We start from the raw sequence: 20385 nt of genomic DNA on the forward strand, positions 1-20385 counted from the left end.
GTATCTGTTTTATAGCGTAATACTTTCTCCAACTTCTAATACTTTCCCTGTACAATTTTGTAGTTTTTCTACAAATTGATATGGATCCTGTTCAATAACTGGGAACGTATTGTAATGCATCGGTACAACAGTTTTCGCATGAATCCATTTTGCTGCTAAAACAGCATCTTCTGGTCCCATTGTGAAATTATCACCAATTGGTAAAAACGCTATATCTATATCATTCAGTTCCCCAATTAACTTCATATCAGAGAATAGAGCCGTATCCCCTGCATGGTAAACCGTTTTCTCTTCTGCTGTAAATAAAATACCCGCTGGCATACCTGTATATGTAATCGTCTTATTTTCTTCATCAATATAACTAGAGCCGTGGAATGCTTGTGTAAACTTCACTTTTCCGAAGTCAAATTCATGTGAACCACCAATATGCATCGGATGTGTTTCTACACCTTGCCAACTTAAAAATGTCGCTAGTTCAAATGGCGCCACAACAACTGCATTATTTTTCTTCGCAAGCTCTACTGTATCTCCAACATGATCACCATGACCGTGCGATAAAAGAATTGCATCTACTTTTACATCTTCAGCCTTTAAATCTGTTTTCGGATTTCCCGTTAAAAATGGATCAATTAAAATCACTTTTCCATTCGTTTCAATCTTTACAACTGAATGCCCATGATAAGATACTTTCATTATTACATTCCTCCCCTATTCACATTCTCACTTTTTATTCTACATGATTTTTCAATTCCCTGTCTTTTCTAACATCTATTTACTTGTCATAACGCTTTCTTCCGAGGTAAAGTTATATTTGTAATTAAATATCTCGGGGGTGCCAATCGATGAATGCTAGATTAGAAAATTTAATGCAATGGCTAAAAGAAAAAAACGTAGAAGCCGCGTTCTTAACTTCTACACCAAACGTTTTCTACATGACAAACTTCCACTGTGAACCACACGAAAGACTACTTGGTATGTTTGTATTCCAAGAAAAAGAGCCTATTTTAATTTGCCCTAAAATGGAAGAAGGCCAAGCACGTAACGCTGGATGGGCACATGAAATTATCGGATTTACTGATACTGACAGACCATGGGATATGATTGCAAAAGCAATTAAAGACCGTGGCATCAATGCAAATGCAGTTGCAATTGAAAAAGAACATTTAAACGTAGAACGTTACGAAGAATTAACAAAATTATTCCCAAATGCAGCTTTCAAATCAGCAGAGGAAAAAGTTCGCGAGCTTCGTTTAATTAAGGATGAAAAAGAACTTTCTATTTTACGTGAAGCAGCTAAAATGGCAGACTATGCTGTTGAAGTTGGGGTAAATGCAATTAAAGAAAACCGCAGCGAACTAGAAGTATTAGCAATTATTGAACACGAATTAAAAACAAAAGGCATACATAAAATGTCATTTGATACGATGGTATTAGCAGGTGCTAACTCTGCTCTTCCACACGGTATTCCAGGTGCTAACAAAATGAAGCGCGGCGATTTCGTACTATTTGATTTAGGCGTAATTATTGACGGTTATTGCTCTGATATTACACGTACAGTAGCATTCGGTGAACTTTCTGAAGAACAAACTCGCATTTACAACACTGTACTTGCTGGACAACTACAAGCAGTTGAAGCATGTAAACCAGGCGTTACACTTGGCGCAATTGATAATGCTGCTCGTTCTGTTATCGCGGATGCAGGTTACGGAGACTTCTTCCCACACCGACTTGGTCACGGACTTGGAATTAGCGTTCACGAATATCCAGATGTAAAAGAAGGCAACGATTCTCTATTAAAAGAAGGTATGGTCTTCACAATCGAACCAGGTATTTACGTACCAAACGTAGGTGGCGTTCGTATTGAAGATGATATTTACATCACAAAAGACGGATCAGAAATTTTAACGAAATTCCCGAAAGAATTACAATTTGTAAAATAAGAAAAAGGCAGCTTAATTGCTGCCTTTTTCTATTTTTCTACTACTTTAAATTTCTCTACAATCATTTGTCCTGGGTAACTTTCAAGTATGTGAGAAGACCATACTTTTATTTTATCTCCTGTTTTTAATTGATCAGATGCGTTTTTCTCCTTAAAGCTCAACACTATATCTGATGGATGTTCTTTATTCATTTGTTGTTCTATATAATGTTGCAACTCTACTTTTGTATTAAACGTTTTATCACCGACAAAAAATACCGCATCATTTCTTACTATGACATACCCTTCTTCAGGTACTTTTTTTACCTCTACTTGTTTTGTAGTACACGCTGATAATATGATTAGAAATACACTAAAAAATATATACATAGAAACTCTCATATTCCTACTCATTTTTATCCCTCACTCTATGTTTGCTATTTCCGCTTTAAAACCATCTTCTCTTCATACTTATCATCCCATTTAATCACAATCTCTATCGGTTCATCTTTAGATAGAGGCGCACAACTTACACAAGAAGATTTCATTTCAATCCTTGCTCCTTTATGAACTTCTGACGTTTCTGTCATTGTACTAAAGGTCCCATGAATAGAAATCTCCAAATTTTTAAATTCTGTATTTCCATCTCCGCCCTTATACTGAAACGTAAATATTCCATCTTCACTGTCATCCTTAATATGCCCTTTATATTGCCCCGTCCAACTTTTGCTCTCGCTAGAAAAAGTAACATACGAAATCGAACAACTTCCTAAAAAGAAAATACTTATAAAAAAGAATAATGCTCTCTTCATAATGCCCTCCATTCAAAAGCACTTATTTATCCCGCAGTAACGGGCAGTAAGACCCCAACCTCAAAATTCGGTGAAAGCAAAGAAGTTAGTTGGGGGATGAACCCCCCACTGATTAAAGTTTCACTTTATTGTCTATTTCTTCCTTTTATTATATTATTAAAATGCAGAATTTTCTAAAATAGGAGGTTTATATGTTACAACAACAGTTAGAAGAAATTCGTAATAATAATTACATACTGGACAACACAATTCATATCAATTCTTTAAGTTCCAATATGCTTGAACATATCGGTGTTACTGATAGTTATTTAAGGGATAAACTTATTTACTCTACTTTTTATCATCTCATCAAGAAGGGCTATATTTCACACTCACACTTGCAGAAACTATTATTAGAAAGCATCAGTGATAAATATTTATTGTATAAGATTCATTCGGATGACGAAGATGCGGTATTTACCCGTGCATTTACGACATTATTAATTGCGCTCATTATTGATGCAGATACAAATCATAATTTCTTATCACAGACTGATATATTAAATGTAAAAGATCAATTAATTTTATATATGAACAAAGAGCACGACTTACGAGGCTATGTCCAAGAACGTGGCTGGGCGCATAGTGTCGCTCATGCTTCCGATACATTTGAAGCGCTTGTGAATAGTCCTAAACTGGAAAATTTATATTACGAAGAAATATTACAAACTTTATTAAACAAAGTTTGTGTTCATTCCATCTATTACAAATACGAAGAAGATGAGCGTCTCGTTTATCCAATTGTCGCAATGCTGCAAAATGGCCTAAAGGAAGAAGTACTCATATTAGCCCTTCGTGATTTAGCAACTCAATTACAAGTTCAAAAATCAACGCTACATATTGAATCATACGAATTTCTATACGGAAATATAAAAGCTTTCTTACGTAGCTTATTTTTCAGATTACGTACAATATCTATATGTAAGGAAACTGAATACGAAATTGAAAAATTACTACAAGGACTTCGCCAATATTACTAAAAAAGAAGGCCCTTTAAAAAGTGCCTTCTTCTATTTCACTAATATTTAATTGAAATTTTACGATCCAAACTGAGAAAAGGTGGACAAGAAGCGCAAACGCCATACATGCTCCGCTTAAAAAAGTTAGTATAGGATGCGAATACACGTGCCCCAATCCATAGGATATCGCCACGAAAAACATTGTTATGTAAATATAAATTGCTCCATGTATTTGCCTCATATAAACCTCCTTTTCCCATATTATAACATAAATTTTCTGATTATTCACATTAATTACTTGTAATCGATATTTCTCAACTGTTACACCTCTAACAGCAACCTTAATATACGGTAACCCTTGTAAACTTTGTAAATCCTCTATTTTTCCTGTTACGACTACACCGTATATTGGTAGGTCTTTTCATTATAGTTTGTCCTAAAATGCTCTTGAAATCCCCCTTTATTTTCACTGAAAAATATCTAAATACAGCTTTTCTTTTTTAAAATTTTGCATAATAAAAAGCACATCTATTTTAATGTGCTTCTCCAAAAAACACTATTCTATTATTTCATCGCTTCCTTCACAACATCTTGAATCATAACAACTTCTGTTTTCATATCAACAGACGGTGCTTCTTCATCAATACACTCATACCAAAACGCTACATGCTTTTTATCAATTTCATGATGAGAATTTTCGACAAGAGCCCCGCCTTCTCCTTGCACAGAATACCAATATAAGTACTCTTCTCCATCTCTTATTTCCCGGAAAATTGTCTCAACATACATCTTTTCGTCGTTTAATGTCAAAAGGACTTCTTTCATATTGTCATTAAGAAGCTGCATCCATTCATCTACTCGATGACTCTTACCAGGCTTAACTTTAAATCTCGTTAATTCTACATTCATTTTTATTCCCCCGTTTTCTTACGTACAAACTATATTCTATTGGATGATAAAAACTTAATTTACTAGCTAATTTTCGTGAAGGAATATTGTCTACATAACAATCCCAGCTCGGTATAATATCATTTTGCATGCAATGTTCAATGAACCGTTTTGCAACAGCTTGAGCTAATCCTTTCCCTTGATGCGCTTCATGTGTTGCAATATCTATTTCAGCAAAACCATTCCCGCTAAATATTGAGACGCATTCAGCTACAATTATCCCACCTTGTTCTATACAAAATCCAAAACCACTATTCAAAAACGTTTCTTTTGATCCCCAATATTCTTTGTAGTACTCCTCTTTAAATTCACTGCTTCGCTCTATATCTCTTCTATCAATACGCTTCACTTCATATGTATTTTTGTTACAATCTCGCTTTCTCTCTTCAAAGGTTACTCTTTGAAATTTCATTCGCGGGATTTTCCGAAGCACATTACTAAAACGCTCTTCTAACATCATTTCCCATCCTTCACTTGAAGTGAACAATGTAAATCTCTTCTCTGTTTTTTCAATGGCCGTTTTTATATACGAAAATACATCTTCGTTATAACTTTTCTCTTGCGTATTACCAAATAAATAATAAATGCCATTAGCTGTGATAATTAGTCCTGCTGTTAACTCCTCGTTTGCAAAAACCCTACCATCTATCGTTTGATCACATACTGCATAAGCAAAAGTTGTGGTTCTTGTATTACTTTCTAAAATCGAAAGTATTTTTCTATACTGGGCTACAGATAATTCCCTCATAATTGCTCCACTATAATCGTATCAGCCTCTATATTTTCAAAACAAAGATTTACAGTTCTCTTGAATGCTCTCGTTCTATGAATCGTACATGCTGGAATTAAGATAGAATCATTTGGCTTTAAAACCGCTGTTTCTCCATCTTCAAAATCAATAAGTAATTCTCCCTCTAGCACAATAAATAATTCATCCGAATTAGAATGATAGTGCCAATCATATTCACCAGTAAATACAGCGATTCGTAAACAATGACTGTTTATATTTGAAACGACGAAGTTTTTATGTTGATCTTTTATATCTTTTGTTAAATCTATTAAATTTATCTTTTCCATAGAATCCCCCTCTTTACACCCCTTTATATACTTATCTTTAAATTAGCATAAGAGGCATTTTACTAACAAGAAAAAAATTCCATATGGAAAATTCAAATAAAAAATGACCTCCAATCTCTCCTAACTATAAGAGAAATTAAAGATCATCCTTTCTATTTTATCGGAAATGCACTATCTCCAGCAGAAAGTACACCTTCCATGTAACCTTTTGCAAAATCTGGTAATCCAATGATAAGTACTGCAGTTACAATCCCAATACCAATCCCTCTTAATTTCAGATCATTTTTCTTTTTGCCTACAACCATTGTAATAATTCCTGCTATAAGCAAACCCACTGACAAAATATCATAAATATACCCCATATTGCCCCTCCTATTTACATCTTTATTTCTTCTTATTTTAATTGTACAATGTTTTCCCCTTAAATAAAAGCCTTCCTAATAAAAGGAAGGCTCTACATATATTTCTATTATGATAAAGCAGGAGCTTTTTCAAGAAGCTCTTTTGCATCAGCGTATTGTAAGCCGTGTGCTTCTGCAACTGCTTCGAATGTTACATATCCATCTAATGTGTTAATACCTTTTAGTAATGCAGAATTGCCTAAGCAAGCGTCTTTATAGCCTTTGTTAGCAATTTGTACTGCATATGGTACTGTTACGTTTGTTAATGCAAGAGTTGATGTACGTGGAACCGCACCTGGCATATTTGCAACTGCATAATGAACAACGCCATGTTTTTCGTAAGTTGGGTTGTCATGAGTTGTAATACGGTCAGTTGTTTCGAAAATACCACCTTGGTCAATCGCAATATCTACAACGACAGAACCTGGTTCCATTGATTGAATCATTTCTTCTGTTACAAGTTTTGGCGCTTTTGCACCTGGAATTAATACCGCACCAATAACAAGATCAGATTCTCTTACTGCTTCTGCAATGTTGTAAGGATTAGACATTAACGTTTTTACTTGGTTACCGAAAATGTCATCTAATTGACGAAGACGTTCTGCACTTAAGTCGATGATTGTTACATCTGCACCTAAACCTACTGCAATCTTCGCTGCGTTTGTACCAGCTTGACCACCACCGATAACCGTTACTTTTCCGCGTTTCACCCCTGGAACGCCTGCAAGTAAAATACCTTTACCACCTTTGTTTTTCTCAAGGAACTGTGCACCGATTTGTGCAGACATACGACCAGCTACTTCACTCATAGGTGCAAGTAATGGTAAAGAACGATTGTCTAATTGTACTGTTTCGTATGCAATTGATACCACTTTGTTATCAATTAATGCTTTCGTTAATTCTGGTTCTGGAGCTAAGTGTAAGTATGTGAATAAAATTAAACCTTCGCGGAAATTACCGTATTCACTTGCAACTGGCTCTTTTACCTTCATAACCATATCTTGGTTCCATGCTTCTTCAGCAGTTTCAACAAGTTTCGCACCAGCTTGTACATATTCTTCATCTGTAAAGCCAGATCCTAAACCTGCTCCTTTTTGAACAAAAACTTCATGACCATTTTGTACTAAATGTACTGCTCCCGCTGGCGTCATTGCCACACGGTTTTCATTGTTTTTAATTTCTGTTGGAATACCGATACGCATTATTAGTTCCCCCTTGAGTTATGAAATGACCCCTGAATCATTTTTTAAAGCGCTTTCTACGCCCTTATATTCTAACATAATATCTCAATATTTGACAAAAAAATAACACAAGTTTTCCGATAGATTTAATATTACATGAAAGGACAGTATTATCCGCATCTCTCAGTATGAAGGATAAACTGTCCAATTATTTAAAACTCCATTTTATTTTGTTCTATCGATGTCTATGAATAACATCCACTGCACCAGTCACTTCAATAATTGTACCGGTAATCATATCGGAATCATCCTCACATAAAAACGAAATCGTTCTTGCGATATCTTCACCTGTTCCAGATCTACCAATTGGTGTGTTATGACTTTTCAGCTGGCGTGCTTCTTGAATTGTCGCCTCTTTCATTTCACCAATAATATCACCAGGACATACCATGTTCGCAGTAATACCGTATTCCGCTTCTTCGTAAGCAACTGTTTTCGTTAATGAAACAAGTCCTACTTTTGCTGCCGCGAAAGCTGAGCGATAAATCCATCCCGGTGCACTATCTGCCCCTTGAAATCCGTAATTAATAATACGGCCAAAGTTCTGTTTTCTCATGACCGGAACGACAAGTTTTAATAAATGAAATACCGCTGTTAAATTGCCCTGAATCATTTCATTCCATTCTTCTTCTTCATAATCGACTAACTTTTTCCGTTCAAATACATATGGACCAGCATTATTAATTAAAAAGTCAATTTTGCCAAAACGGCTCATCGCTTCTTCTACTATTTTATGTAAATCTTCCTTTTTCGTGACATCCGCTTGCACGAATTGTAGACGCTCTTCCATATTTTTATATGTTTCTTTCATCGTTTCCATAGCCGTTATATCGCTATGATATGTTACTGTTACTGAATAGCCTTTAGCCAATAATTTTTCTGTTACTTGCTTTCCTAAACCTTTCGTACCGGCTGTAATGAGCGCATGTCTCACAAAACTGCCCCCTTTTAAATTGCTATAGTTCATATGTAACAAGTTCTCGCACCAATTACAACTAAAATGAATTAAAATAAAGTTTTCAAAATTCTGTAACGTTTCCGACAAGCACATTACCAAAATTTGTTTTATAATAAAGTTGTAAAAGGTAATAAAAATGATTGGGAGGAATTTACTATGAATAATACATATACAAATATTTTAATCGCGGTGGACGGTTCTAAAGAAGCAGAAAAAGCCTTTAAAAAAGCAATTCAAGTCGCAAAACGAAACAATGCAACATTAACAATTGCTCATATCGTTGATGTAAAAGCATACTCAGCAGTAGAAGCTTATAGCCGCGCAATTGCTGAACGTGCAAATCTATTTGCAGAAGACTTATTAGAAGACTACAAAAAAACTGCGCTTGAAGCTGGCCTTGAAAAAATTGAAACTGTATTAGAATTTGGTAATCCTAAATCTAAAATTTCAAAAGAAATCGCTCCAAACCATAAAGTAGATTTAATTATGTGTGGTGCGACTGGTTTAAATGCTGTTGAGCGTTTCTTAATCGGTAGCGTCTCTGAACATATTATTCGCTATGCGAAATGCGATGTCCTTGTTGTTCGTGGTGATGAGGAGCAAGGTGATCTTTAATGTATAAATAAAACACCAAGTCCAGATGGGCTTGGTGTTTTTCATTTCATATATTTTACTATAAATACAAGACAAGCCACAATAACAACAGTAATTGCTAATACATAAGGCGGAAGAAATTTTAAGGACCACAGCGCCATCATGATCGTAGCTACCGTTAAATAAGATTGCTTTGCATCTTCTGTCATTTTTTTACGAAGAAAGAAAACATACAAATAACCGATTGGCGGCGTAATGAAACAAAAAACATATATGATTTTTGATTTCAAATACCATTTTTGTTCTCCGAGTTTTTGTATATCTTCTTCTATTCTCTTATACTCGCGTTCTCTCGCTTCTTCTACAAGAGGATCTTCCTCTCCTCCTCGCTTCTCTTTCATATAAGGAAGAAAATGCATGAAAAAATAGTATGCAAATACGAACGCTCCAAAACCAATATTTAATCTTTCTAATGGAATATACTCACTAAAAAAGGCAGCAGTAAATACTAAAGACAAACAGTACGTCATCATCCAAAATGAACGTTTTCTCTTTTTCCGTTCCATTTCTTTTTTATCTTGTACATGTTTTCTTTTCGAAAGCCATATAGAAATAAAGCAATCTACTACAAATAGAGCAAAAATAAATATCGCAACGTGTACTGTTTCTACATCCTCAAATGAAAAGATATTTGGGAATGCAACATGTAATACAATTAATGTGTACAAAATTAGCCCTATAAAATAAATACGTCTCATTTTTCATCCCTTTCTTATTTCCTAACTTTAGGTTAACATACATTTTTTAGAAATAGACGGACAAAATATATATGTGTAAAAAAGGAGGATGCTACATGGATGATTCTGAACGTATTATTTTAGATGTGAATGGAAAAGAAATTGAAATGTTAGAGACGATTCGTGCACATTTTAAAGAGACACACGGAATTGAACTAAGTAATGGTGCATTACTACGAGATTTAATGGATATTGAGTATATTCGAATTACGGAAGATCGACATAAGTATGATTAATCGATACATTGTAGGCCTAGAGCAAATTGCTCTAGGCCTACTTACATCCACACGAAAAATGCTATAATTAGGAAAAATGTGGAGGGTGTCAAAATATGAAATCTGAAAATATCTCAAAACATTTTCATACATTACATGTACAAAGGAACGAATTCCTTCCTCATCTCCATTCACTATCTCAAGAACAACTGTGGTATCAGCAAAAGAATGGAAAATGGTCTATTGGAGAGCATTTTTATCACCTATATTTAATTGCAAAAATGCTAAAAGTAGCGATTAAATTCTCTTTCACTCTTATCCCTTATGCCAAGCTCAGAAGAAACACCCCATTTGCAACTGACATACATGACATTTATGCCGAATATAAAGAAAAGCATGGCAAAGGAATGAAAGCACCTTGGATTTTAACCCCTTCAAAAAAAGTCTATCAATCTATGAATGTAACTCAATTAGAAGAATTACTTACACGTGAAACAAATGAAATAAAAAAACTCATTCAAAATATAGAAGAAAATATTGCAGGGCATATCGTATTTTTAGATCCAATTGCTCACTATCCTAATTTGATTCAATCTATTCAACTATTAGCCATACATGAGAAACATCATTTTATGATTATGGAATGATAAATACTCCTGTAAAAATCTAAATACAAAAAGGTAAGGTACTTTCTATAAAAAGCACCTTACCTTCTATCTCATACATCATTTAATTCCTACAAACTCTCCAACTAACCCTTTCGCCTTCTCCAAAGCTTTTTCAATTTGCTCAAACCCTGTCCCGCCAGCACTGTTACGACGCTTTACAGCGGCATATGGCGAAAGAACTTCATACAAATCTTCTTCAAACAACGAGCTCATTTCTTTATACGTTGCAAGTGGTACATCTACTAAATAAATTCCTTTTTGTGTGCAGTGTAGCACTAGCTTTCCAACAATTTCATGAGCTTGACGAAATGGTAATCCTTTGTTCGCTAAGTAGTCAGCAATTTCTGTTGCATTAGAGAAATCTTGCGTTACAGCTTGCCCCATTTTTTCTTTGTTTACAGTCATCGTTTCCAGCATGCCTGCCATAATGTGAAGGCAGCCTTCTACTGTTTTTACTGTATCAAACATTCCTTCTTTATCTTCTTGTAAATCTTTATTGTAAGCGAGCGGTAATCCTTTCATGACTGTAAGTAAACTAAATAAATTACCGTATACTCTGCCTGTTTTACCGCGGATTAGTTCCGCCATATCTGGATTTTTCTTTTGCGGCATAATGCTGCTTCCCGTTGCGTATTGATCGCTCATTTCAATAAATTGAAACTCTTGGCTACTCCATAAAATAAGTTCTTCGCAGAAGCGTGATAAGTGCATCATGAGCATAGATGAGTTACTTAGGAACTCCAGTATGAAATCACGATCGCTTACTGCATCTAAACTATTTTCATAGATTCCATTAAATCCAAGAAGCTCCGCACTATATTCTCGGTCAATCGGGAATGTTGTCCCAGCTAATGCTCCTGCCCCTAATGGTGAAATGTTAATACGCTTTAATGAATCTTCATAACGGTTCACATCACGCTCTAACATCCAAAAGTACGCGAGAATATGATGTGCAAATGAAATTGGCTGGGCACGCTGCAAATGCGTATAGCCAGGCATAATCGTTTCAATATTATTTTCCGCTTGATGAACGAGAACAGTCTGCAATTGTTTTGTAGCTTTAATAATATGTTCTACTTTTTCTTTTAAATATAAATGCATATCAGTCGCTACTTGATCGTTACGGCTTCGGCCTGTATGAAGTTTCCCTCCTACTTCGCCAATTTGTTCAATTAACATTTTTTCAATGTTTAAGTGAATATCTTCTGCTTCTACTGAGAATTGAAGCTTATTCTCTTTTGCTTCTTTTAATAAATACTGAAGACCTACCTTTATTTTCTCTGCTTCTTCTTTCGTAACGATCCCTTGCTTTGCTAGCATCGTTACGTGTGCAATACTCCCATTTATATCTTGATTGACTAATTGTTGATCGAAGGAGATGGACGCTCCAAACTCTTCAACCCACGCTTCCGCTTCTTCTGTAAAACGTCCGCCCCAAAGTTTGCTCACGCTTCCACCTTCTTTTGATTCACTTGACTGTATACTTTCGTCGGTAAACCGAATAATGAAATGAATCCAACTGCTGCATCATGATTAAATTCATCCTGGGCAGTATACGTAGCTAATTTCTCATCATATAACGAGTATTCAGATTTACGCCCTTCTACAATCGCATGACCTTTAAATAATTTCACACGCACTGTACCTGTTACATGCTTTTGCGTTTCTTGTAAAAATGCATGAAGCGCTTGTTTTAAAGGAGAGAACCATAAGCCATTATAAATAAGTTCCGTTATTTTCTGTTCAATCACCGGTTTAAAATGTGCTACTTCTTTCACGTGTGTTAAATCTTCCAACTCTTTATGCGCTGTAATTAACGTCATTGCTGCTGGGCATTCGTATACTTCACGAGATTTAATACCGACAAGACGATTTTCTACGTGATCGATACGTCCAACGCCATGTTTTCCAGCAAGGGCATTTAACGTTTTAATTAGTTCTGACAGTGAATATGAAGTGCCATTTAAAGTCGTCGGTACTCCTGCTTCAAATCCAATTTCTACAAACTCTGGTTTATTCGGTGTATCTTCTAATGCTAATGTCATTTCGTATGCATCTTCTGGCGGCGCTGCCCATGGATCTTCTAAAATTCCACATTCGTTGCTGCGTCCCCATAAGTTTTGATCGATTGAGAATGGGCTATCTAAATTAATTGGAATTGGTACATCGTTTTCTTTTGCATATGCAATTTCTTCTTCACGTGACCACTTCCATTCACGTACAGGCGCAATCACTTCTAAATATGGATTCAATGCTTGAATAGAAACTTCAAAACGAACTTGGTCATTCCCTTTCCCTGTACATCCGTGTGCAACTGCAGTTGCGCCTTCTTGTTCTGCGATTTCTACTAATTTTTTCGCAATAAGTGGACGAGATAATGCAGAGACAAGAGGATATTTCCCTTCGTATAACGTGTGTGCTTGCATCGCCATCAATGCATATTCATTCGCGAATTCTTCTTGAACATCAATCATATACGATTTAATTGCACCTACTGAAAGTGCTTTTTCTTTTACAAACGCTAAGTCTTTTCCTTCCCCTAAATCTAAACAAAGCGCGATAATATCATAATTCTTCTCTTGTAACCATTTAATTGCAACGGAAGTATCAAGACCTCCGGAATATGCTAATACAACTTTTTTCTTCTCCATTTTACATCCCCCTAAAGAATAAATATTCATTATTTCTTATAATAATTCAAACTTTAACACCTTTCATAAAATGAATCAAGGGGAATTCATAATTTTTTTTCAAACAATTTCGTCGAATTTCTTTCTTTTTTTATGTAAAATAGAGGCAGGAAATTGGAGGTGTGTCTATGGAAAAGTATTTTATATACAATGAACATCTAGGAATTGCAGTGCCAAACATACAAGAAGAATGGGAAGACATCTCTGAAAAAACACAGCATGGTATTTTATTAAAATGGGAGCAAATTCGCGGAAAAATACCTGATCGTATAAAAGAGCTTGAACATTACATTAATCAAAAACAACATCGTTTAAATAACGAAGATAATTTTGAAATCTCCTGTAGGCTTAATTCTGAAATAGCTGATTTAGCCTCTATTATTAACGACCTTTGGCTTTGGTATCGCCTCACTCAAAATGTATCTGAGGGAAAAGCACACCAATGAAAAAAGCATGCCCCTCATTCACTTTGGGTCATGCTTTTTTGTCGTAACAAGCTTTGCAATATATTTCTTGCGCCGTTTTTGCTAAACATACATCAAACGGACCTACTAATATACTTCTTTCTTTCGGCAACTTCACAAAAGCAACTAGCTCTTCTTCATATTCAATCTTTTTCTGACATGAAACGCATTTTAATTCTCTTCTTTTAAACATGTCTTTTAGCATATCTCCACTCTCCCTTTCATCTATCTATATTAATATAATATATAAAAAAATGACACATTACAAAGTAAGATATTCATATACTATGTACAAAAGGAGGCCTCAAAATGATGCGAGCTTTCATTATTATCGCTTTAACATTTTTAAGTGTGATTAGCTGGGATGCATTTTTTAAAGATAAAGGTGACGAAAACAATACAACTGAATAAAAAACCATCTTTGCTTACTTATTGGACAAACTTCTAAAAACTGTCCAATCCTACAAAATAACTTAGGCTTTTCTACAAAAATATTTAAACATAACAATTTTTGTAGATTCCCTCCGTTTATTGTCGGTTTCCATCCGCATACATTTTTTGAAAGTATGATATAATAATATAAATCTTGAAGGAAGGGATTTTGATATCATGATCGCTCGAAGGAGCATGTGGCATCGTATTGACGAATCATACACGTAGCGTATTTTTCAGCTCAGATACTTTAGTCTAGCGAAAAAAATACGAGAGTGGGGAAATTATGATTGCCCGAAGGATAATTTGGCAAAAAAAAGACTCTTCTTACACGTAGCGTTTTGTTTAGGACTTAATTGTTATTAGCTAAACAAAACAAAGAAGAGCAGGATTGCTAAATGACGAATCCTACTCCACGTTTTGTTTAGTCGTTTTAAGACTTAAACTAAAACGAAGGTAGGGAGAATTGATGGACGAGAGGATTATTCGTTATTTCTTCAGCGACATATAGCGTAGTTAGTTTTTTCGTAAACTAACTGAAAGCTACATGTGAGCTCGTAGTTAGTTTACAACACAAAAAGGACTACTAACTACGGAAAGAAGGAATAACGATGAGGAACATCCAAAGTCGACAAATTATTAAAGAAGTTTTTATGGTTTTAATCGGTTCATTTATTTTAGCGGCAGCGCTATATCACATTCACTTCCAAAACCACTTAACAGAAGGTGGATTTGTAGGTATTGCACTATTCATCCAAAATTTTTATGATATTTCACCATCTATTTCAACTGTAATAATGGATATCCCAATTATTTTACTGTGCGCTTCATTTTTAGGTAAAAAAATGATTGGCTATTCATTTTTAGGTTCAATTTCATTCGGAGTATTTTATTCCCTTATGGAAAATTATTCTCCATTTACGGTAGATTTATCAAACAATTTATTTATAGCTGCAATAGTTGGCGGTGCTTTAGCTGGTATTGGACTCGGTTTTATATTGCGATTTGGCGGTGCAACCGGTGGAGACGATATTTTAACAATTGTATTAAGTAAACGAACTCGTTTTACAATTGGGCAAATTTTCTTCGTCTTTGACGCGATTGTTCTTGCGCTTTCATTATATTATTTAAATTGGACAGAAATTGCTTTTACTATTCTTTCAATTGCCGTACAGGCAAAAACATTGGATTTAATTTATTATCCAAAAGCAGAAAAATCAGCAGAAAAGCAACCAGTATCTATTCCAATGACCAAAAAACATGCAACAAATTAAAAAAGCGAAAGGCTTCGGCCTCTCGCTTTTTTTATGATTTTTTTTCTTTCTCCATTATGTGGCGCACTTGATAAAATCGATTGGCAAATTCAGTAACATTTCTTGTTAAACGATAATTTACTGTAGATCCGATTGCCATTCCGATGACTGGGATACCTTGGAATAATTTACGACGAAGAGCATAAATTGAAAATGTTTTCAAAATTTGCTTTAACAAAACTTCGGTAGAGGCTGTTTGTAACACTGCTTCGTCTCCTTCATAAAAGAACGAATCTTCTTGCTCCAGCTCTCGTAGCAAGTTGTACCAAGCGTATTGCTGAAGTCTTCCTGGCAATAATGACGCATGAAACACCTTTAACGCCAGCATCATTTCATAAGGCTTGTTCACATCATGCCCAAACGATGTTGCAATAAGTTGGACAGCCTTCACATTTAACGCAATCATAACCGGAAAATCAGCTGTCAATAATAATAATCCTCCAGCACCCGTTGCTCCGCCTTGCACGAATGAATATAGACGATGACGTGCTGTTTGTTGCTCTGCTATGTATGTTAACTGATCAATAGATAATGCTTTCAAATCTTCAAGTTGTTCAATTGATTCATTAAATAATCTTGATGTTCCTAAAATACGATTACGTGCATCTAATTGTGATTGTGAACTTTGAATCAGTGCATGCAAATGAAAAAGCCATCCATCTGCTTTCGTAAAGAATTCTTTTCGTTTTTTCTCAGGTAATTTCGCAACTGTAGTATGTAACCATTTATCAAACACTTTTTGAAAATCGGTCGCTTCTTGCTCAACTAATTGCGCTTCCCATTCCTTTATATTGTCTAAAATGGCTTGTTCTCGCTTCGATCGCATCGTAACAACCACCTCGTTCGATTTTTTTCTATTGTAACATATTTCTGCTTATTCTTTGCAAATATGCTTGTCTATCTCCATTCACATACCATTTTTTAATGACATAAAATATTAGCAAAAAGGATGAGATGAATCACATGAATCTATCCAATATAAAACAAAAGTATAATGCTGTATTTAGCTTAGGACAAAACTGCTGGCCTGCTTGGGCTTTATATCAACTAGGATTATCCCCATTTTTTGGCGTTATTGATTTTATGCTAAGTCCTTCATTAGAGAAAGTAAATTTATTATTACAAAATCGCTTTCACCGTTTTTTAGAATTAGAAAATTTGTCCTTCATCTCATTTTGGGATGATGATGCGAAATTAAGACTACGAGACAACATTTATGAAATTGACTCCTGCCATGACTTTAAAACAGATGTAAATACACCAACTTCTTGGCCTTCTTATACAGATATTAAATTAAATTATGAGCATCGGATTAATCGTTTTCTAACTACAGTAGAAATGGAAGAATCCATATTGTTTATTCGAACCGGGGGAACATATGAAGAAGCACTTTTTCTTGAACAAATTTTATCTCAAATGGTCAAGTATAACTTCTCCGTCCTTTTATTACTTCCTGCCGATGTACCAACTATCACTGAAGAAGATTGGGGATTACAAAACATTTGCGTTATAAAATGCCCAGTGATGGATATATACCAGTACAATGAAGCATTTTGGAAAGAACTATTAGACGGTATTACAATTAGCTCAACAACGTGAATAAAAAGGTGATTTTCTCTATATTTCAACTTATAATTATCCACATATAAATGAATAAGGAGCGATCATATTCATGTACCCACGTGCAAAATCCTTTGGTATTGTTATACATCACAATCGACTTCTACTACAAGAATATAATATAGACAATGAAACCTATTACCGTCCTCTTGGTGGATCAATTGAACTCGGAGAAAAATCAGATGAAACAGTTATTCGAGAGTTTAATGAAGAGCTTCATACAGAAGTAGAAATTATCGATTATTTAGGTTGCTTAGAAAACATCTTTCATCTAGATGAGGAAATTGGTCATGAGATTATTCAACTATATTCTTTGCGTTTATTAGACAGATCACTATATGAAATGGAAATAGTGAATATACAAGATGAGCAAACAGCGTCATATGCAAAATGGGTTCCCATTACTGCATTCATTCAGAAGGAAAAATTATTATATCCAGATGGAATTTTAAAATATATTAAAAAGAAAAAAGACGAAATCCTATAGGATCTCGTCTTTCTTTTCATATATTAACCAATATCTCCAAGACGTAGTACGTCACGAGCAATCATAACTTCTTCGTCAGTTGGAATTACGATAATTTTTACTGGAGAGTGAGGGAAGCTGATGAATGCTTCTTCACCGAATACGTTATTGCGTTTTGCGTCGAAGTATACGCCCATGTACTCAAGGCCTTCTAATACGCGCTCACGAATAATTGCACTGTTTTCACCTACACCAGCTGTAAAGATGATAGCGTCAACGCCTTTCATACGAGCTGTGTAAGAACCAATGTATTTATGGATACGGCTTACGAACACGTCAAGTGCTACTTTCGCACGGTGGTCGCCTTCTTCTTCTTTCGCAATGATGTCACGTAGGTCACTAGAGTAACCAGTAAGACCTAACATACCACTCTTCTTGTTTAATACGTTAACTACTTCTTCTACAGTTTGGCCTGTTTTTTCCATGATGTATGGAATTAACGCAGGGTCAATGTTACCAGAACGTGTACCCATTGTTACACCAGCAAGTGGAGTGAAGCCCATAGAAGTATCGATAGACTTACCGCCTTCTACTGCTGCGATACTTGCACCGTTACCTAAGTGACAAGAAAGTAGGCTTAAGCTTTCAATTGGACGACCTAATAATTCAGCCGCACGCTCAGTTACGTATTTATGAGAAGTTCCGTGGAAACCGTATTTACGGATACCAAATTTCTCATAGTACTCATACGGTAAGCTGTATAGGAATGCAGATTCCGGCATTGTTTGGTGGAATGCTGTATCGAATACTGCTACTGCTGGTACGTTTGGTAATACTTCTTGGAATGCTTTAATACCAACAAGGTTTGCTGGGTTGTGAAGTGGTGCTAAATCGCTTAATTCTTCGATTTCCGCTAATACTTCATCAGTAATTAAAACAGAATCCGCAAATTTTTCGCCGCCGTGTACAACACGGTGACCGATACCGCCAATCTCATCAAGAGATTTTACGATTCCATTTTCAGTTAATTTGCTAAGAAGCATGTTAACTGCTACTGCGTGATCTGGGATGTTTGTAATTTCTTTTTGTTTTTCGCCATCTACAGTAATAGTGAAGATACTATCTTCTAAACCGATACGTTCTACTAAACCTTTTGTTAATACTGTTTCACTTGGCATTTCAAACAATTGGAATTTTAAGGAAGAGCTTCCTGCGTTAATCGCGATGATTTTTGACATCTAGTCTTTCGCCCCTTTTTCTCTTGGTAGTTGTGTGGATCATTCCACAAACCGCTCGATTTTATCTAATTAAATTCACTCACTATGAAAACGTTTCATCATCAGTAAATTTTATACTCACGATTTTAATTTAAACATCGTCCGACATATATTTCAAGTGAAAAAATTGTAACACCAAGAAAAAAAATATATTACAGATTTCAAAAAAATTCAGTTAAATCTTGTATATATTAAAAAATATGACATATTCTATACAACTGTACTACATTAATCACTAACCCTGTTACATATATATCGTGTTACTTTTGTGTTGCAAACCAAGTATTTAATTGATCCATAATGTTCTCCATAGCCTTCATATTAGAGAATTTAGGTAATTCCACTAGTAGTGCCTGTTTCGGCATTGTTACACCTTGGCCTTTCTTTTGGAGAACAAATATACTTTTTGCATTTTTCTCGTTTTTAAACATGGAAACAGGTAGCTGTAACAAACCTTGAATAAAGCATGTTTCTTTAATAAATGCATGTAGTTTCGGCGCTTGATCACTTTCAAAAATAAAGTTTGGTACTAAGAAGAATAAATACCCGCCTTCTTTCGTATGTTTCACACTTTGTTCAATAAATAAGTGATGCGCATATGACATTCCTTCATCTGCTTTTAACTTATATTCACTCGCACTGATTTCGTTTGGATAATAACCAATTGGTAAATCTGAAACGACTGCATCAACTGGATCAATATAAAGTGGTGCTAGTCCATCTTGATGGAAGAATTCGATTCCATGCTTTTGTAAATTTGCATTTACTAAAGCAAGTTTAATTAGCACTTCATCCACTTCTACACCAAATCCACTCATTGCTAGCTCTTCTTTAGCGCTATTAAATACTGTAGTCATTAAATTACCTGTTCCAATTGCAGGATCTAAAACAGTAATTTCTGTTTTGCCTTGCATAAATTTATGGAATAAGTAGCTCATGAACATTCCAACTGCATCTGGCGTCATTTCGTGATTTGCTTGTACGCCCTCTTTCATTCCTTTTAAAATGGCTAGCTGAAATGCTTTACGAATTTCTTCACCTTTATATGTTTCTTCATTAAACGTACTATATTCACGATTCAACCTTTCAATTGTTGATTCGGATAATTCCTCTTGTAAAATCGCACCTTCAAACAAGTTATCACCTGTTTCTACAAGCGCCTCTAAATATGTTACATCTAATTCTTTACGTAAAACTACCGTAGAAGAATCAAAAATAGAAAATAATGTTTCCACTGTCTGACTCACGTACATTCCTCCTTCTCTCTTTTACACATAACTTATATCATACCACAAAGTGATTTTTTCCAAAAAGAAAAAGCGACCTCCTGTAAAGAGCTCCCTTTCAAGTTATGTATGATATAACATTTTTTCTCATCTATCGTTACCATTCGCAGCAATAGATGAGAAAAAACGACCTCTTTATAAGAGGTCATTTCCTTCCTATTACTTTGCAGATTTAGCTGCTTCTAATGCTGCTTCATAGTTTGGATGGCT

26 protein-coding genes and 1 pseudogene are annotated in these 20385 nt (G+C 35.1%); 9 read left to right on the forward strand and 18 right to left on the reverse strand.

Going from position 1 to position 20385, the window contains the following annotated elements; translation table 11 throughout:
* Nucleotides 1-9 precede the first annotated feature (9 nt).
* Nucleotides 10-693 (reverse strand): metal-dependent hydrolase, encoded by a 684-nt coding sequence (locus JDS92_RS15715; protein ID WP_000868935.1) that lies wholly within the window; start codon nt 691-693, stop codon nt 10-12.
* Between the two features lie 149 nt (nt 694-842).
* Here JDS92_RS15715 and pepQ point away from each other — a divergent pair, with 149 nt between their 5' ends.
* Nucleotides 843-1940 (forward strand): Xaa-Pro dipeptidase, encoded by a 1098-nt coding sequence (gene pepQ, locus JDS92_RS15720; RefSeq protein ID WP_000994035.1) that lies wholly within the window; start codon nt 843-845, stop codon nt 1938-1940.
* A gap of 29 nt (nt 1941-1969) precedes the next feature.
* On the opposite strand, the gene JDS92_RS15725 is transcribed toward pepQ, so the two are convergent.
* Both JDS92_RS15725 and JDS92_RS15730 read right to left on the reverse strand, forming a co-directional pair.
* Nucleotides 1970-2332 carry a DUF3221 domain-containing protein gene (locus JDS92_RS15725; protein ID WP_199632133.1) on the reverse strand — a complete coding sequence of 121 codons (363 nt, stop codon included), beginning with the start codon at nt 2330-2332 and terminating at the stop codon, nt 1970-1972.
* 23 nt (nt 2333-2355) lie between these two features.
* On the reverse strand, nt 2356-2730 hold the full coding sequence (locus JDS92_RS15730; RefSeq protein WP_000816705.1) for a hypothetical protein: 375 nt from the start codon (nt 2728-2730) through the stop codon (nt 2356-2358).
* Nucleotides 2731-2921: 191 nt separating this feature from the next.
* On the opposite strand from JDS92_RS15730, the gene JDS92_RS15735 reads away from it, so the two are divergent.
* A complete protein-coding gene (locus JDS92_RS15735) occupies nt 2922-3749 on the forward strand; it encodes a DUF2785 domain-containing protein (protein ID WP_000941467.1) in 828 nt (275 codons plus the stop codon).
* 13 nt (nt 3750-3762) lie between these two features.
* Here JDS92_RS15735 and JDS92_RS15740 read toward each other — a convergent pair whose 3' ends face one another.
* From JDS92_RS15740 to JDS92_RS15775, 8 genes and pseudogenes are all read right to left on the reverse strand, one after another.
* Nucleotides 3763-3969 carry a hypothetical protein gene (locus tag JDS92_RS15740; RefSeq protein WP_001248905.1) on the reverse strand — a complete coding sequence of 69 codons (207 nt, stop codon included), beginning with the start codon at nt 3967-3969 and terminating at the stop codon, nt 3763-3765.
* 66 nt (nt 3970-4035) lie between these two features.
* A pseudogene (locus JDS92_RS31705) lies at nt 4036-4149 on the reverse strand (anti sigma factor C-terminal domain-containing protein); the annotation flags it as partial.
* A 143-nt stretch (nt 4150-4292) separates the two neighbouring features.
* Nucleotides 4293-4637: a DUF6176 family protein gene (locus JDS92_RS15750; RefSeq protein WP_052943344.1), complete on the reverse strand. Its 345-nt coding sequence runs from the start codon at nt 4635-4637 to the stop codon at nt 4293-4295.
* Nucleotides 4612-5424 (reverse strand): GNAT family N-acetyltransferase, encoded by an 813-nt coding sequence (locus JDS92_RS15755; protein WP_199632134.1) that lies wholly within the window; start codon nt 5422-5424, stop codon nt 4612-4614. The genes JDS92_RS15750 and JDS92_RS15755 overlap by 26 nt, the downstream gene beginning before the upstream one ends.
* Nucleotides 5421-5753, reverse strand: a complete 333-nt coding sequence (locus JDS92_RS15760; protein ID WP_098911627.1) for a cupin domain-containing protein — start codon at nt 5751-5753, stop codon at nt 5421-5423. The genes JDS92_RS15755 and JDS92_RS15760 overlap by 4 nt, the downstream gene beginning before the upstream one ends.
* Nucleotides 5754-5905: 152 nt before the next feature.
* Nucleotides 5906-6115 (reverse strand): hypothetical protein, encoded by a 210-nt coding sequence (locus tag JDS92_RS15765; RefSeq protein ID WP_000540692.1) that lies wholly within the window; start codon nt 6113-6115, stop codon nt 5906-5908.
* 107 nt (nt 6116-6222) lie between these two features.
* Nucleotides 6223-7356, reverse strand: coding sequence for an alanine dehydrogenase (gene ald, locus JDS92_RS15770; RefSeq protein WP_001219395.1), 1134 nt, complete (start codon nt 7354-7356; stop codon nt 6223-6225).
* 214 nt (nt 7357-7570) lie between these two features.
* Nucleotides 7571-8362: an SDR family oxidoreductase gene (locus tag JDS92_RS15775; protein ID WP_002039744.1), complete on the reverse strand. Its 792-nt coding sequence runs from the start codon at nt 8360-8362 to the stop codon at nt 7571-7573.
* A gap of 147 nt (nt 8363-8509) precedes the next feature.
* Between JDS92_RS15775 and JDS92_RS15780 the strand changes: the two genes are divergently transcribed.
* Nucleotides 8510-8968 carry a universal stress protein gene (locus JDS92_RS15780; protein WP_001066672.1) on the forward strand — a complete coding sequence of 153 codons (459 nt, stop codon included), beginning with the start codon at nt 8510-8512 and terminating at the stop codon, nt 8966-8968.
* A gap of 41 nt (nt 8969-9009) precedes the next feature.
* Here the strand turns inward: JDS92_RS15780 and JDS92_RS15785 are convergent, their stop codons facing one another.
* The gene (locus JDS92_RS15785) at nt 9010-9705 is read right to left on the reverse strand and encodes a hypothetical protein (RefSeq protein WP_199632135.1); all 696 of its coding nucleotides are present in this window, start codon (nt 9703-9705) and stop codon (nt 9010-9012) included.
* A gap of 95 nt (nt 9706-9800) precedes the next feature.
* Between JDS92_RS15785 and JDS92_RS15790 the strand changes: the two genes are divergently transcribed.
* Both JDS92_RS15790 and JDS92_RS15795 read left to right on the forward strand, forming a co-directional pair.
* A complete protein-coding gene (locus JDS92_RS15790) occupies nt 9801-9980 on the forward strand; it encodes a hypothetical protein (RefSeq protein ID WP_052943339.1) in 180 nt (59 codons plus the stop codon).
* Between the two features lie 95 nt (nt 9981-10075).
* Complete coding sequence (locus JDS92_RS15795) at nt 10076-10606, forward strand: DinB family protein (RefSeq protein WP_199632136.1); 531 nt, start codon at nt 10076-10078, stop codon at nt 10604-10606.
* A 78-nt stretch (nt 10607-10684) separates the two neighbouring features.
* Here the strand turns inward: JDS92_RS15795 and argH are convergent, their stop codons facing one another.
* Nucleotides 10685-12076, reverse strand: a complete 1392-nt coding sequence (gene argH / locus JDS92_RS15800) for an argininosuccinate lyase (RefSeq protein ID WP_199632137.1) — start codon at nt 12074-12076, stop codon at nt 10685-10687.
* Entirely contained in the window at nt 12073-13278 is a 1206-nt protein-coding gene (locus JDS92_RS15805; RefSeq protein ID WP_000412319.1) for an argininosuccinate synthase, read from the reverse strand. Before JDS92_RS15805 ends, argH begins: the two co-directional genes overlap by 4 nt.
* A gap of 167 nt (nt 13279-13445) precedes the next feature.
* Here JDS92_RS15805 and JDS92_RS15810 point away from each other — a divergent pair, with 167 nt between their 5' ends.
* Nucleotides 13446-13763, forward strand: coding sequence for a hypothetical protein (locus JDS92_RS15810; protein WP_000417202.1), 318 nt, complete (start codon nt 13446-13448; stop codon nt 13761-13763).
* A gap of 28 nt (nt 13764-13791) precedes the next feature.
* Here JDS92_RS15810 and JDS92_RS15815 read toward each other — a convergent pair whose 3' ends face one another.
* Complete coding sequence (locus tag JDS92_RS15815) at nt 13792-13986, reverse strand: hypothetical protein (RefSeq protein ID WP_000910296.1); 195 nt, start codon at nt 13984-13986, stop codon at nt 13792-13794.
* An 838-nt stretch (nt 13987-14824) separates the two neighbouring features.
* Here JDS92_RS15815 and JDS92_RS15820 point away from each other — a divergent pair.
* The gene (locus JDS92_RS15820; protein ID WP_097959243.1) at nt 14825-15487 is read left to right on the forward strand and encodes a YitT family protein; all 663 of its coding nucleotides are present in this window, start codon (nt 14825-14827) and stop codon (nt 15485-15487) included.
* A 31-nt stretch (nt 15488-15518) separates the two neighbouring features.
* Here JDS92_RS15820 and JDS92_RS15825 read toward each other — a convergent pair whose 3' ends face one another.
* The gene (locus JDS92_RS15825) at nt 15519-16352 is read right to left on the reverse strand and encodes an EcsC family protein (protein WP_001256857.1); all 834 of its coding nucleotides are present in this window, start codon (nt 16350-16352) and stop codon (nt 15519-15521) included.
* Between the two features lie 137 nt (nt 16353-16489).
* Between JDS92_RS15825 and JDS92_RS15830 the strand changes: the two genes are divergently transcribed.
* Complete coding sequence (locus JDS92_RS15830; protein WP_097959242.1) at nt 16490-17125, forward strand: DUF1796 family putative cysteine peptidase; 636 nt, start codon at nt 16490-16492, stop codon at nt 17123-17125.
* Between the two features lie 73 nt (nt 17126-17198).
* Nucleotides 17199-17633 carry an NUDIX hydrolase gene (locus JDS92_RS15835; RefSeq protein WP_000283516.1) on the forward strand — a complete coding sequence of 145 codons (435 nt, stop codon included), beginning with the start codon at nt 17199-17201 and terminating at the stop codon, nt 17631-17633.
* A 23-nt stretch (nt 17634-17656) separates the two neighbouring features.
* Here the strand turns inward: JDS92_RS15835 and ackA are convergent, their stop codons facing one another.
* Nucleotides 17657-18850 carry an acetate kinase gene (gene ackA / locus JDS92_RS15840; protein WP_000034585.1) on the reverse strand — a complete coding sequence of 398 codons (1194 nt, stop codon included), beginning with the start codon at nt 18848-18850 and terminating at the stop codon, nt 17657-17659.
* A gap of 299 nt (nt 18851-19149) precedes the next feature.
* Entirely contained in the window at nt 19150-20136 is a 987-nt protein-coding gene (locus JDS92_RS15845; protein ID WP_141555940.1) for a class I SAM-dependent methyltransferase, read from the reverse strand.
* Nucleotides 20137-20385 lie beyond the last annotated feature (249 nt).

It is taken from the genome of Bacillus cereus group sp. N12, from assembly GCF_016483575.1.
Lineage (GTDB): Bacteria > Bacillota > Bacilli > Bacillales > Bacillaceae_G > Bacillus_A > Bacillus_A toyonensis.

Excerpts from the sequence above, each read along its gene's own strand:
- JDS92_RS15715 (WP_000868935.1), bottom strand. The coding sequence starts at position 693 with ATGAAAGTATCTTATCATGGGCATTCAGTTGTAAAGATTGAAACGAAT.
- pepQ (WP_000994035.1), top strand. The coding sequence starts at position 843 with ATGAATGCTAGATTAGAAAATTTAATGCAATGGCTAAAAGAAAAAAAC.
- JDS92_RS15725 (WP_199632133.1), bottom strand. The coding sequence starts at position 2,332 with ATGAGTAGGAATATGAGAGTTTCTATGTATATATTTTTTAGTGTATTT.
- JDS92_RS15730 (WP_000816705.1), bottom strand. The coding sequence starts at position 2,730 with ATGAAGAGAGCATTATTCTTTTTTATAAGTATTTTCTTTTTAGGAAGT.
- JDS92_RS15735 (WP_000941467.1), top strand. The coding sequence starts at position 2,922 with ATGTTACAACAACAGTTAGAAGAAATTCGTAATAATAATTACATACTG.
- JDS92_RS15740 (WP_001248905.1), bottom strand. The coding sequence starts at position 3,969 with ATGAGGCAAATACATGGAGCAATTTATATTTACATAACAATGTTTTTC.
- JDS92_RS15750 (WP_052943344.1), bottom strand. The coding sequence starts at position 4,637 with ATGAATGTAGAATTAACGAGATTTAAAGTTAAGCCTGGTAAGAGTCAT.
- JDS92_RS15755 (WP_199632134.1), bottom strand. The coding sequence starts at position 5,424 with ATGAGGGAATTATCTGTAGCCCAGTATAGAAAAATACTTTCGATTTTA.
- JDS92_RS15760 (WP_098911627.1), bottom strand. The coding sequence starts at position 5,753 with ATGGAAAAGATAAATTTAATAGATTTAACAAAAGATATAAAAGATCAA.
- JDS92_RS15765 (WP_000540692.1), bottom strand. The coding sequence starts at position 6,115 with ATGGGGTATATTTATGATATTTTGTCAGTGGGTTTGCTTATAGCAGGA.
- ald (WP_001219395.1), bottom strand. The coding sequence starts at position 7,356 with ATGCGTATCGGTATTCCAACAGAAATTAAAAACAATGAAAACCGTGTG.
- JDS92_RS15775 (WP_002039744.1), bottom strand. The coding sequence starts at position 8,362 with ATGAACTATAGCAATTTAAAAGGGGGCAGTTTTGTGAGACATGCGCTC.
- JDS92_RS15780 (WP_001066672.1), top strand. The coding sequence starts at position 8,510 with ATGAATAATACATATACAAATATTTTAATCGCGGTGGACGGTTCTAAA.
- JDS92_RS15785 (WP_199632135.1), bottom strand. The coding sequence starts at position 9,705 with ATGAGACGTATTTATTTTATAGGGCTAATTTTGTACACATTAATTGTA.
- JDS92_RS15790 (WP_052943339.1), top strand. The coding sequence starts at position 9,801 with ATGGATGATTCTGAACGTATTATTTTAGATGTGAATGGAAAAGAAATT.
- JDS92_RS15795 (WP_199632136.1), top strand. The coding sequence starts at position 10,076 with ATGAAATCTGAAAATATCTCAAAACATTTTCATACATTACATGTACAA.
- JDS92_RS15805 (WP_000412319.1), bottom strand. The coding sequence starts at position 13,278 with ATGGAGAAGAAAAAAGTTGTATTAGCATATTCCGGAGGTCTTGATACT.
- JDS92_RS15810 (WP_000417202.1), top strand. The coding sequence starts at position 13,446 with ATGGAAAAGTATTTTATATACAATGAACATCTAGGAATTGCAGTGCCA.
- JDS92_RS15815 (WP_000910296.1), bottom strand. The coding sequence starts at position 13,986 with ATGCTAAAAGACATGTTTAAAAGAAGAGAATTAAAATGCGTTTCATGT.
- JDS92_RS15820 (WP_097959243.1), top strand. The coding sequence starts at position 14,825 with ATGAGGAACATCCAAAGTCGACAAATTATTAAAGAAGTTTTTATGGTT.
- JDS92_RS15825 (WP_001256857.1), bottom strand. The coding sequence starts at position 16,352 with ATGCGATCGAAGCGAGAACAAGCCATTTTAGACAATATAAAGGAATGG.
- JDS92_RS15830 (WP_097959242.1), top strand. The coding sequence starts at position 16,490 with ATGAATCTATCCAATATAAAACAAAAGTATAATGCTGTATTTAGCTTA.
- JDS92_RS15835 (WP_000283516.1), top strand. The coding sequence starts at position 17,199 with ATGTACCCACGTGCAAAATCCTTTGGTATTGTTATACATCACAATCGA.
- ackA (WP_000034585.1), bottom strand. The coding sequence starts at position 18,850 with ATGTCAAAAATCATCGCGATTAACGCAGGAAGCTCTTCCTTAAAATTC.